Annotated in this window: 7 protein-coding genes and 3 pseudogenes; 8 read left to right on the forward strand and 2 right to left on the reverse strand. The window is 40.5% G+C overall.

Going from position 1 to position 13,422, the window contains the following annotated elements:
- Window positions 1-27: 27 nt before the first annotated feature.
- Complete coding sequence (gene metK / locus JCM15074_RS00210; protein ID WP_025819275.1) at window positions 28-1,179, reverse strand: methionine adenosyltransferase; 1,152 nt, start codon at window positions 1,177-1,179, stop codon at window positions 28-30.
- Between the two features lie 533 nt (window positions 1,180-1,712).
- On the opposite strand from metK, the gene tkt reads away from it, so the two are divergent.
- The 8 genes and pseudogenes from tkt (at window position 1,713) to JCM15074_RS20235 (ending at window position 11,150) form a co-directional block, all read left to right on the forward strand.
- Window positions 1,713-3,707, forward strand: a complete 1,995-nt coding sequence (tkt, locus tag JCM15074_RS00220; protein WP_025819277.1) for a transketolase — start codon at window positions 1,713-1,715, stop codon at window positions 3,705-3,707.
- A 92-nt stretch (window positions 3,708-3,799) separates the two neighbouring features.
- Window positions 3,800-4,827: pseudogene (gene epd / locus JCM15074_RS20225) on the forward strand (erythrose-4-phosphate dehydrogenase).
- Between the two features lie 72 nt (window positions 4,828-4,899).
- Window positions 4,900-6,075: a phosphoglycerate kinase gene (locus tag JCM15074_RS00230; RefSeq protein WP_025819278.1), complete on the forward strand. Its 1,176-nt coding sequence runs from the start codon at window positions 4,900-4,902 to the stop codon at window positions 6,073-6,075.
- Between the two features lie 117 nt (window positions 6,076-6,192).
- Window positions 6,193-7,256 (forward strand): annotated as a pseudogene (gene fba / locus JCM15074_RS20230) (class II fructose-bisphosphate aldolase).
- Between the two features lie 130 nt (window positions 7,257-7,386).
- Complete coding sequence (locus JCM15074_RS00240; RefSeq protein WP_025819279.1) at window positions 7,387-8,127, forward strand: DUF481 domain-containing protein; 741 nt, start codon at window positions 7,387-7,389, stop codon at window positions 8,125-8,127.
- 278 nt (window positions 8,128-8,405) lie between these two features.
- On the forward strand, window positions 8,406-9,137 hold the full coding sequence (locus JCM15074_RS00245; RefSeq protein ID WP_025819280.1) for a winged helix-turn-helix domain-containing protein: 732 nt from the start codon (window positions 8,406-8,408) through the stop codon (window positions 9,135-9,137).
- Complete coding sequence (locus JCM15074_RS00250; RefSeq protein ID WP_025819281.1) at window positions 9,130-9,669, forward strand: hypothetical protein; 540 nt, start codon at window positions 9,130-9,132, stop codon at window positions 9,667-9,669. Before JCM15074_RS00245 ends, JCM15074_RS00250 begins: the two co-directional genes overlap by 8 nt.
- A 99-nt stretch (window positions 9,670-9,768) precedes the next feature.
- Window positions 9,769-11,150 (forward strand): annotated as a pseudogene (locus tag JCM15074_RS20235) (hypothetical protein).
- On the opposite strand, the gene JCM15074_RS00260 reads toward JCM15074_RS20235, so the two are convergent.
- Window positions 11,140-13,380 (reverse strand): PAS domain-containing protein, encoded by a 2,241-nt coding sequence (locus JCM15074_RS00260; protein WP_025819283.1) that lies wholly within the window; start codon window positions 13,378-13,380, stop codon window positions 11,140-11,142. The pseudogene JCM15074_RS20235 and the gene JCM15074_RS00260 sit on opposite strands and share 11 nt — an antisense overlap.
- Window positions 13,381-13,422 lie beyond the last annotated feature (42 nt).

The raw sequence follows: 13,422 nt of genomic DNA on the forward strand, positions 1-13,422 counted from the left end.
GCGGTTTTTTTATCAGCTTGCCTAGAATTATAGGCCAGCGTCTGCGCGAAGTGCTTCTGCGCGATCTGTCTTTTCCCAAGGGAACTCGTTACGACCAAAGTGGCCGTAAGCTGCAGTTGCTTGGTAGATAGGTCGAGCTAGATCTAGCATTTCAGTTAAGCCGTAAGGGCGTAGGTCGAAATGTTCACGTACTAGACGGACTAGTAATTCTTCAGCCACTTTGGCAGTACCGAAGGTTTCTACACTGATTGAAGTAGGCTCTGCTACACCAATTGCGTAAGAAACTTGGATTTCACAGCGGTCAGCAAGGCCTGCTGCAACAATGTTCTTTGCTACATAACGTGCTGCGTATGCTGCGCTACGGTCAACTTTTGATGGATCCTTACCAGAGAATGCACCACCACCGTGACGAGCCATACCACCGTATGTGTCAACGATAATCTTACGACCCGTTAGACCACAGTCACCCATTGGGCCACCGATAACAAAACGGCCTGTTGGGTTAATAAAGTACTTAGTATCTTTATTTAACCACTGAGTCGGTAGTACTGGCTTGATGATAGTTTCCATCACGCCTTCAACTAGATCAGCATGGCTAATGTCTTCGCTGTGCTGAGTTGAAAGTACGATTGCATCGATACCAGTGATTTTGCCGTCTTCGTAAGCAAAAGTAACCTGTGATTTAGCATCAGGACGTAACCAAGGTAGGATACCTTCTTTACGTACTTCTGATTGACGCTTCACCAATGCGTGAGCATAAGTAATAGGCGCAGGCATTAAAACGTCAGTTTCGTTACTTGCATAACCAAACATTAAGCCTTGGTCGCCAGCACCCTGTTCTTTAGGGTCAGTACGGTCAACACCTTGGTTGATGTCTGGAGACTGCTTACCAATTGCGCTTAATACTGCACAAGAGTTAGCATCAAAGCCCATATCTGAATGGATATAGCCAATTTCACGGATGGTTTTACGAGTTAATTCTTCGATATCAACCCAAGCAGAGGTAGTAACTTCACCACCTACCATTACCATGCCAGTTTTTACATAAGTTTCGCACGCAACACGTGCTTTTGGATCCTGCGCTAAAATTGCATCTAACACAGCATCAGAAATTTGATCCGCGATTTTATCCGGATGACCTTCTGAGACCGACTCAGAGGTGAACAAGTGCTTTGCCATAATGTGGAAAATCTCGTCAATGAACGTTTAAACGTGTAGAAGCATCTACATCTAGACGGCTATTCTAGATTAAATCGAACTAATGATCACCCCTGATGAAAAAAAATTCACCGATTATGTGAGCTAGTTAAGGCAATTTTTTTATACAAAATTCACGGCTAAGATGTAACTTTTTGTAAAACAATGAAAAAATAAAGAATTTACTAATATTAAAAATCAATCGAAATTGGCTGGAGTTGTTTACTTAGGGCGATTAATTTTATTTGATAATGTTAGTGATTGCGCTTTATTTAGGCAGAATGTGCCGTATTGGTATTGATTTAGTGTGGGTTGATGTAGAAAAGATCTTAATTGTAATGGCAATGATCTTTTTTAAAGTTATTGATAAGTGTTCCAATTTTGAGAATGAAATCAGTTATCGTTAATATCGATAGCCTATTTGTATAATTTTAATTTGCGTCAATGCCATATTGTAGGTGAAAATGGCAACCCACAATTGCAGGCTAAATCTTATAAAATAAGCAGGAGAGAGCATGTCTTCCCGTAAAGTACTCGCAAACGCAATCCGTGTATTAAGTATGGATGCGGTTCAAAAAGCAAATTCAGGCCACCCTGGCGCACCGATGGGCATGGCTGATATTGCTGAAGTGTTGTGGCGTGACCACTTAAAGCACAACCCAGCGAACCCACAATGGGCTGACCGTGACCGTTTCGTCCTATCTAATGGTCATGGCTCAATGTTACATTATTCTCTGCTGCACCTAGCAGGTTATGATTTAGGCATTGAAGATCTTAAGCAATTCCGTCAACTTCACTCTCGTACTCCAGGCCACCCTGAATATGGTTATGCTCCAGGCATTGAAACCACTACTGGTCCACTAGGCCAAGGTATTACTAATGCTGTGGGTATGGCATTAGCAGAGAAAATCTTAGCCGCTCAATTTAACCGTGACGGCCATGACGTTGTAGACCATTACACCTACTCATTTATGGGTGACGGTTGTTTAATGGAAGGTATCTCACATGAGGCTTGTTCACTTGCTGGCACATTAGGCCTAGGCAAGTTAATTGGTTTCTGGGATGACAATGGCATCTCTATCGACGGTCATGTTGAAGGCTGGTTTACTGACGATACCGTTAAGCGTTTTGAAGCGTACGGCTGGCATGTCGTTGCTGGTGTTGATGGTCATGATAGCGATGCTATTAATGCTGCTATCGTTGCAGCTAAAGCTGACCCTCGCCCAAGCCTAATTTGCTGTAAGACAATTATTGGCTTTGGTTCTCCTAATAAGTCAGGTTCACACGACTGCCACGGCGCACCACTTGGTGATGCTGAAATTGCAGCAGCACGTGAATTCCTTGGCTGGAAAGAAGCACCATTTGATATTCCTGCAGATGTATACGCTAAATGGGATGCTAAAGCACAAGGTCAAGTGGTTGAGTCTGCTTGGGATCAGAAGTTTGCAGCTTATGCGGCAGCTTACCCTGAATTAGCCGCTGAATTAAAGCGTCGTGTAGCGGGTGAATTACCAGCTAACTTCAATCAAGATGCACAAGCTTACATTGAGCAATTACAAGCCAACCCAGCTAACATTGCATCACGTAAAGCATCTCAAAATGCACTAGAAGCATTTGGTGCATTATTACCAGAATTTTTAGGCGGTAGTGCTGACTTAGCACCTTCTAACCTAACCATGTATTCTGGCTCAAAGTCTATTACTCATGATGACGCATCTGGTAACTACATGCATTACGGTGTACGTGAGTTCGGTATGTCTGCCATCATGAATGGTGTTGCATTACACGGTGGTTTTGTGCCTTATGGCGCGACTTTCCTGATGTTTATGGAATATGCGCGTAATGCATTACGTATGGCTGCATTAATGAAGCAGCGTTCAATCTTTGTTTACACCCACGACTCAATCGGTCTAGGTGAAGATGGCCCAACTCACCAACCTGTTGAGCAGATTGCATCATTACGTTTAACACCTAACATGAGCACATGGCGTCCATGTGACCAAGTTGAATCTGCAATTGCATGGAAATATGCCGTTGAACGTCAAGATGGTCCAACATCATTAATCTTCTCTCGTCAAAACCTAGCCCAGCAGCCACGTACTGCTGCGCAGTTAGCAGATGCTGCTAAAGGTGGTTATGTACTAGTAGATTGTGACGGTACTCCAGAGCTAATTCTTATTGCTACAGGTTCTGAAGTTGAACTTGCTGTTAAAGCACAAGCTGAGCTAGCTGCTGCTGGTCGCCGCGTACGCGTAGTATCTATGCCTGCTACTGATGTGTTTGATAAGCAAGATGCAGCTTATAAAGAGTCTGTATTGCCTGCTGCTGTGACTGCGCGTGTTGCAGTTGAAGCTGGTATTGCTGATTTCTGGTATAAGTATGTTGGCTTAAATGGTCGCATCATCGGTATGACGACTTTTGGTGAGTCAGCACCGGCAGAACAGTTATTTGAAATGTTCGGTTTTACTGTTGCTAATGTTGTTGCCGCTGCAAATGAGTTATTAAACTAATTTGTGATGTGCCGTTTATCGACATGAATGCAAACTAATCAAAACGGCTTACCTGTAAGGGTAGGCCGTTTTTGTAAGGAAATAAAAGCGTTATGATCCGAGTGGCAATCAATGGTTACGGACGTATTGGTCGCAATATTTTGCGCGCAATATATGAAACGCCATTACGTGAACAAATTACCTTAGTCGCCATTAATGAGTTGGCGAAGCCTGAGGCGATAGCGCATTTAACCCAATATGATAGTACCCATGGTCGTTTTGCATATCCGGTAGCGCTTGATGGCGAATCATTAGTGGTTGATGCGATGCCATTAGCTTATTGCATCAAGCTGATGCAACACAGTTGCCTTGGGCTGAGTTAGCGATTGATATCGTATTTGAATGTACTGGCAGTTTGCATGAACGTGATGAATGTGAACAACATATACAAGCAGGGGCTAAGCAAGTATTGATTAGTCACCCAAGTTCAAGTGACGTTGATGCTACTGTGGTTTATGGTGTTAACCATGACCAACTCACCGGCAGTGAGACGGTTGTCTCTAATGCTTCATGTACTACTAACTGTATTGTGCCAGTGATTCAAGTCTTGGATGAGCAGTTTGGGATTGTTAGTGGCGCGATTACCACCATTCATTCATCAATGAATGATCAGCAAGTGATTGATGGTTACCATGATGATCTGCGTCGTACGCGTGCGGCTAGCCATTCAATTATTCCTGTAGATACTAAGCTAGCTCGCGGTATCGAGCGTATTTTGCCGCATCTACATGATAAATTTGAAGCGATCTCTGTTCGGGTTCCTACGTTAAATGTTACTGCAATCGACTTATCTGTGACTTTACAAACAAAAGTCGATTTGAGTTTGATCAATACTGTACTCAAACAAGCTGCAGCTGGCAGATTTCACGGCATTTTAGGGTTTACCGAACAGCCGTTAGTGTCATGTGATTTTAACCATGATCCACGTTCATCAATTGTCGATGGTACTCAAACACGAGTCAGTAATAGTCATTTAGTGAAATTATTAGTCTGGTCAGATAATGAATGGAGCTTTGCTAATCGCATGCTCGATACCAGTTTAGTGATGTATCAGACCAAAACTAGCGCAGATAACCGTTAATTAAAATTTTTGATGAGTGAACCGGTTTCATTCATCTTGGTAAGTTTGTTATTAATTTAAGGAAAATGTTCGATGGCAATTATCAAAATGCTTGATTTAGATCTGCAAGGTAAGCGTGTGCTTATTCGTGAAGATCTTAACGTTCCTGTTGCCAATGGTGTGGTAACTAGTGATGCCCGTTTACGCGCTGCATTACCAACAATTAAGTTGGCACTTGAAAAAGGTGCAGCAGTAATGGTGATGTCGCATCTTGGTCGTCCAACTGAAGGTCAATTTGATGCTGAATTTTCAATGCAACCTGTAGTTGATTACTTAGCTAATGCTTTAGATTGTCCAGTACGCTTAGCCACTGATTACCTTGATGGTGTGGAAGCTAAAGCTGGCGAAGTTGTCGTCTTTGAAAACGTGCGTTTCAATGCTGGTGAAAAGAAGAACGATGAAGCGCTCGCGAAGAAAATGGCCGCACTTTGTGATGTTTATGTGATGGATGCCTTTGGTACCGCGCATCGTGCACAAGCTTCAACTCATGGTGTTGGTATGTATGCACCTATCGCATGTGCAGGTCCACTACTTGCAGCTGAGTTAGATGCATTAGCGAAAGCGATGGATAATCCTGCTCGCCCATTGGTTGCCATTGTTGGCGGCTCAAAAGTATCAACTAAATTAACGGTATTAGAGAGTTTATCGCATATTGTTGATCAGTTAGTGGTTGGCGGTGGTATTGCCAATACTTTCATTGCAGCAGCGGGTCACAACGTGGGTAAATCACTATATGAAGCCGATTTACTTGATGAAGCTAAGCGCTTAGTGGCACAAGCTCAACGTCGCGGTGGTGATATTCCAGTACCGACTGATGTGGTTGTTGCTGGTGAGTTTAGTCCAACAGCTACAGCAACATTAAAGTCAGTTGAACAGGTTAGTGCGGATGATATGATTTTTGATATCGGTCCGGACAGTGCTGAAGCATTGGCACACATTATTGAAAATGCAGGTACTGTAGTTTGGAATGGTCCTGTAGGCGTATTTGAATTTGATCAGTTTGGTGCGGGTACTGAGCGTATTGCCAAGGCGATTGCTGATTCAAAAGCATTTTCGATCGCAGGCGGTGGCGATACCTTAGCTGCAGTTGATAAATATGGTATCGCTGATAAAGTATCTTATATCTCAACAGGCGGCGGCGCATTCTTAGAATTTTTAGAAGGTAAAGAATTACCAGCCGTAGCTATGTTAGAATCACGCGGTAAATAATTATTGATTCCGGCGGCTTATGGCCGCCGGAAAATTAACTAGATTTAAACATTGATGTTTTGACATCCAACAATAGCGATCTAGGTGAGTGGCCTCACCCTATTTCTGGAGTAACAAATGGCTCTTATTTCCCTACGACAACTGTTAGACCATGCAGCAGAACATGGCTACGGTGTACCAGCATTTAACGTTAATAACCTTGAGCAAATGCGTGCAATTATGCAAGCGGCTGAAGCAACGGATAGTCCAGTGATTGTGCAAGCATCTGCTGGTGCTCGTAAATATGCTCGTCCACAGTTCTTAAAATACCTAATGGCAGCTGCATTAGAGCAGTATCCTGATATTCCAGTATGTATTCACCAAGATCACGGTACTCATCCTGATGTGTGTCAGCGTTCAATTCAGTTAGGCATGTCATCAGTAATGATGGACGGCTCATTAATGGATGATGGTAAGACTCCTGCATCTTATGAATATAACGTTGATGTGACCCGTAAGACTGTGGCTTTTGCTCATGCTTGTGGTGTGTCAGTTGAAGGTGAAATCGGCTGTTTAGGTAGTTTAGAAACAGGTGAAGCCGGTGAAGAAGACGGTATTGGTGCATCAGGCATTCTAACCCTTGATCAAATGCTGACTAGCCCTGAAGAAGCGGCTCGTTTTGTGGCTGATACTCATGTTGATGCATTAGCAATCGCAATCGGTACTAGTCATGGTGCTTATAAGTTTAGCCGTAAGCCTACCGGTGATGTATTACGTATTGATCGCATTAAAGAGATCCATGCGCGTATTCCAAATACTCACCTTGTTATGCACGGTTCATCTTCAGTGCCACAAGAGTGGCTACAGATCATCAACCAATATGGCGGTGAGATCCCTGAAACTTATGGCGTGCCATTAGAGGAGATCGTGGAAGGTATTAAGCATGGTGTGCGTAAAGTTAATATCGATACCGATCTACGTTTAGCATCAACTGGCGCAGTGCGTAAGTTCTTAGCTGAGCACCCAAGTGAGTTTGATCCACGTAAATTCCTAAAAGCATCTATGGATGCGATGGCTGATATTTGTACGGTTCGTTACGAGGCATTTGGTTGTGCGGGCATGGCGTCAAAAATTAAGCTAAGTCATTGCAAGCAATGTATAAAGCTTATCAATCTGGCGAACTAGATCCTCAGATTAAGTAATTATCGCTAATATAAATTAACAAACTCGCCGTTAGGCGAGTTTTTTTTGATACAAATTTACTTGCTACTGTTACCAATGTTATTATTGTTGCGGAATTTCATCATATTATGGGAATAGGGACGAGCAAACATGAAAAGATTGCTAGCTGTATCAGCATTATTAATGGCAACACCTCTTTGTGCGTATGCAGGCGCTGACTTTGTTAAAGGTGATAGTACCTTAGGCGGTTCTGCGGAACTTGGCGCAACATTAACAACTGGTAACACTGATACCTCTTCAATTAAGGCGCGTCTAACCCTTAAACAAGAATTAGGTAACTGGGAAAACCAATATGATTTTAATGGTTTGTACAGTGAAGATACTGGTAGCGTAACGGCCAAGCGTTATGGTACCAATCTACAAGGTAACTATAGATTTGATCCAAGCAGCTACCTATTTGTGAATGGTAGCTACATTGTTGATACCTTTACCGGTTACGATCATACCGCAACGATGTCTGCAGGTTATGGTTATCGTGTATACCAAGGCGCTGATAGTTTCTTTGATGTTGAATTTGGCCCAGGTTATATCACTCAACGTTTAGATGATGAGCAATCTGCATTAAAAGGTTATCGCACTGAAGATAGCGTTGTTGCGCATGGTGTTGCTAAATTTGAATGGGATATTTCAAAAACCTCTAAATTCAAACAACAGTTTATTGCTGATTACGGCGATAAATTATTGGCTAGCTCTGAAACTTCAATCACTGCCAATATTATTGGTGCATTAGCGATGAAGTTTTCAGTGATTGTTCGTTATAACGAAGAGCCTCTTGATAATAAGAAGAGCACGGATACTGAAAGTAACATGACGTTACTATATTCGTTCTAACTTTATTCAAAATATATAAAGCCACATTATTATTGTGGCTTTTTTTGTTTGTATTACTGTATTAAGTTTAGATTGATTAAGATAATCAAATGTAATTGATTTGGTTGCTATAGTTACATGTGCTGCAATAAGTATGAGCTGTCTCACTTATTGGTTAAATAAAGACTGTGCTTTAGTTCACGGTTTGGTGCTTTTGTTTAAATAGTAGCATTTCATCACTTCGATTCTTTTCATGCAGTTGTATACTCTTTAGCAGAAATTATAAATGAGATTAATACATGCAAATTGGCGGTTGCTGGTTTGATATCGACCGAAAAGAACTAATTAACCAATCAAAGGCACTTACTTGGTATCTTGCACCTCAAGAATTAGCCTTAGTTGAAATTATGTTTGCCCATCAGGGACGGGTTGTGTCTATCCCTCATTTAATCCACTCATTGCAATGGCATGGTGTTAATGAAGCAAGATTAACGGTCATGATGCAAAAACTTGCACGCTTTATTGCGAGTGATGATGGCACCTTATTAGAACTAGTATCTGATCAAGGTTATATTCTTCATAATAGACCTATGCCACGAAAATTATTTGATAACCCTTATCGTGGTATCTCTGTTCGTCATTATCTATTATTGGTGACGCTTATTTTTGGTATGGTCATTTTTGTATATTCAAAATTGGATAATCATGCCAGCGTACTCCCAAAATTTGAACGACAAGTGATTACTGAAAATAAACAGGTGATCGACTTTAATGTGTATGGCACCGAACAACAAAAGCAGCTACTTAGTAATCGATTAGATGGATTCTTAGGGTTGCTACAGCAATGTGACACGGTTAATTGGGATTCGATTTCAACGTCACTTTCTGCGGATACACAGATGTTTAACATAGTGCTTAAACGTGATAATGAAGGTGAGGTAGAGTTGCAAAATCTTAAGGTCTTTACTCGGGCTCAAAAACCTAATTTTATGTCAATGAGATGGTTAAAAGAGGCGGGTATTTGTGCGTAGTCGATTACCTATGGGACCGAGAAAAGCATTTAATTTTTACCCATTAGCTATTGTTGCTAGTATCGTTTTTGCTGTCTGTGTGGTGTTGAATTATACCACCTATAGCCGTGAGCAATTAGATTTCACCTGTAATGCTAAAGTGATTGAGGCTAATAATTTTACCCAACAATTACGAGAGTTATCATTACGAGTGAAGTCATTTGGGCGTGATGTGCAGATGAGTTATAGCTATGACGACAACATTAACCCTCCTAGTTTAGTGGTGGTAAATGGTCGTTTATTAGATTTTGAAGTATCAACTATGACTTATAATGTGATGTTCACAGGTATTGATGAGCAGCTTAGTCAGAATATTGATCCCATCTCTCCTGAATTACAAATTATTCTAGAAGCGGGTCGCTCAGCGCTTGAAGATTCAGAGCAAGTTGAACAGCAAATTCAAGTGTTAGATATGGATTCCGATAAAGGTTATGCGGTGTTAAAGTTTAGGCGTGCTAATAATATATGGGCATGTAAGATTGGTGGTCAATAGCTCCTTAAAGGAGCTTTGTAATATTTTGTTGTCGTAGTATTGTTATACCTAACTCAATTCAGCTTGTTTGGGTGTATAAGGTGTTGATATCGAGGTACTGTGTCTAATATAAAATTAAAACAAGATGAAGCGCTATCAATAAAATTTACGCATAACAATTAAAAAAAGGTCAGCATCGTCGCCTTGATCTTTACTTCTCTTTGCCTAAAGAGATGGGCATTACTTCAAACACCCTCAATGAAGATGAGTATTATCACAGTAGTATTATGGGACGTCGTTCCTATTACTCTGATGGTTTGCATCTTGCGTTAGTTCATAACCGTTTTACCAGCCAGAAAAATCGTACTATTGATGAGTATCGTCTCTACCTGAACCTATTTGCCTATCAATTTATTGTCGCCATTGAAACTGATTGCAAAGAGTTGTCGCGTATTGATGATGCAGATGCTTTTTATCCGCAAATTGAAGCACTATCTGCTCATGTTGAAAGTTTATTTAAGCGTTTTAGACGCAGTGAACCTGAAGATCCTAAACGTCAATCTTACTTTGAAAATGCTGATAATTACCTGTCATGGTTTGGTGAACAACAGTTACTTAAGTTATTGGCCTATGCACCTCGCTCTAGTGAATATGCCGCGGTGACTGAAAAGTTACTGCTGCTGTGTCGTAATGAAAATAAGTATCGTCAAGAGCGCAGTTATAACTCCAGTAATACTTTGCAAGATCCTAATCGTATTGCCAATAAAATGTTGTTATTAAGGCGACTAATTCAACGAGGGGTAGTGTTAAAAGAGGAGCTAAAAACCTTAGGTACAGGCCTTAAAAAGTTCTCAACGGGTTTAGCGACTGCGCTAGTGATGATTGTGGTCTCAAGCTTAATTTTAAAGGCTCAAGGTGTATTCAGTGGCTTAACTATCGCATTAATTTTGACGTTGGCCGTGATATATGGATTTCGCGAAATATTTAAAGATGATGTGCGCAATGCCATGTGGCGTTATCTGCAACGTGGTCGTCCCCGGTGGAGCCGCTTATTGCGCGATACGACCAGTGGTGCCGTTATCGCTAAGCAGCAGGTATGGTTGGAATTTATGCGCAGCCAAGATATCCCTAAGGGAGTTGCGCGAGCATTAAAGCGACGTCACCGTGAGAATAATGTTGAAACTGAAGTATTACATTATGGTTTAAATACCAAGGTGGCATCGCAACAGTTTTTAAGTGGTTATTCAACGATACAAGAGCAGGTTAACTTTAGTTTGGCACCATTTGCCCGCTACTTGGAGCGTGGCAAAGCCAAAATTTATAAAGAACAAGATGGAAAGGTGAGTAATGACTCGGTTGAACGTCGTTATCAAATTAACTTAATTTTGTTGGTGCAAGATGATAAACAAGCGCCGCAGTATATGCGTTATAAAATCACCTTAAACCGCTCCAGTATTGTCGATATTACTGAAGCGGAATTACCTGATGAGCTTACTTCGTAATAAAGTTATGGGTGAAAGCTTGACCAATGGATAGACTATTACTGTGCAGTGCTCGTTTTAAGGCTACCTCTGCATTGTCGATTAGTTGTGTGAAAGTTTGCTGATGATTGTATGACGTTATACCAATATGGATACCTTCACCTAACCCATTATTTTTTAGCTGTTCTACGTTAGTGCTGGCAAATAGATAAGCTTGATTACCATTGGTTTCAGGTAACAATAAAATAATTTTGCCGAGTTTGTAGTGGCACATTTGATAGTGCTTAGGTAACTCTCGTAAAATTTGCATTTCAACTTTTAATTGATGGTTTTCAAGTTGTTCGACATCACTAATATGGCTCAGCATCCCTTCAGGAGATATATCTATTATCATTAAGCTACAGTTTTGTTTTTGAACTTGATTATATGAATCAAAATAATATTCTAGTTCGCGAACATTCAGTAAAATAGAGGTACGGTGCGGTATGACTGCATGTCGATCAAATAATGTTGGCTGTTGAATAATCGTTTCAAGCGTAGCAATCATGTAGCTGATTTCATTTTCACTATTATTGATCGCTTTTAAGGTCATATGTAAGCAGAGACTATTATTTGTATGTAAGTTTGAAAATAGCTGCCCTTGCCAAGTACCTTTCATTATGACCTGCTCACAAATTCTTGGCCACGTACTGCTAATATCATCATTTAACTGAAGAATAGAACTGATCATTGTGTTTGAGCCGCTATTTAATAGTTCATCAAACTTTGGGTTTGTTTTTATGATTTTACCATCTGGCTGAATGATGAGTGTTGCAACGGCACAATCATTTAGAATCTCACTTAAATAAGCTTGGTACTGAATCACACTCTGTTCACTAATATCAGTGAGACTCAGAATGTAATAAGGTTGCTCGACATAGGTCTCTGCCCGTTTTAAGTCCGCTTGTAATTTTTTTCCACCATAGAGGCTTAAATCTATTAGACCTTGCCAATGATGGTTATTACTTATTTGCGACATAATGTCGGCATATATCGCATCATCTAATTGTAAACTTGTCTGGAATTTACGCTCAAGTAAGCTCTCAAGACTCGTATTGAACAAGGATAGAGCCGCTTTATTGGCGCTTAAAACCCTAAAATCCTCATTCAGTAATAGGCTGGGCAAATTACGATCAAATAAGTTATTAGCAAGGTATAAACTTTTTTCGCGAGAGCGTTGCTGTAGTCGGTATAAGTGGCATAACAATAGCAAAACAATACCCATCAGTGTTGCCATAAAAGAAAACACAATTAGTAGGTAGCGCCAGAATGAAAAGTAGTCACTAATTACCGAGTTAGGCACATAGGATAAAAGATAGTAGTCACTTGAATTTAAACTATCTTCATTCAGTTTAATTTTTATATAAATATAGGTCGCGTGTTGACCATGCATTTGACCATAACTACTGCGCTTCATTTTGCGCCATAATTGAGGATTAATTTGTTTTAAATTTGTACCTAATTGCTGTGGTAGCTTACCTTGAGTATTGATACTCAGTCGATTTGCATACAAGGCTCCCTCAGCATTGAAGAGCATAACCGCTGATGCCTTGTTCGGTAATGCTGGGTTGATATCTTCTAAGATTTTATTCACAGAGAAATAATTAACAAAATACCCTTGAAATTGATCCTGCTTATTTTTAATGACGGCGATATCATACATAACGGGTTCAAGCCGGCCATCGATTGGGAATAGTTCTATCGGTGAGGTATAGCGACTTATACCAACACTATTCATTTTTTTATTGATTAAGTGTGGTGGTAAAGTTAGCTGCTCAATTGCAAAACCTGTTTTAAAAATAAAATCGCCATTTTGTGAAAAAAGTGAAATACCGATTATCTCATTAAAATTAGAGACTATTTTAGCCCAGGTATGATTGAGTTTTGTTAATGATGGTTCGCTTTTTTCTTCAATGAATTGCTTAATAATCTCGGCATCAGAAAATAAATTAGTTCGGTACTGATAGGTACTTGAGGTGTTGGTAAACACAGAACCCAGTACTTGCAGTTCACTGTAACGCTTATTAGCCCATTCTCGTTGTAATTGACGTTCACCAATATTAATTAATACCGCCGTCAGCACAAACATACAAAAAACAAGTGTAATTAATTGGCTTGCAAGTGCAATGAGTCGCTGTTTTGACCAATGCAGTCCCTGCGCTGTGATAAGTAATGCCTGAGATTTTTGAATAATGCGTTGACGGTTTAACATATGTATAAAATTAAGTTGACCACTTCGACGCGGATGTTAACA

The sequence above is a fragment of the Shewanella marina JCM 15074 genome (assembly GCF_000614975.1).
Taxonomy (GTDB): domain Bacteria; phylum Pseudomonadota; class Gammaproteobacteria; order Enterobacterales; family Shewanellaceae; genus Shewanella; species Shewanella marina.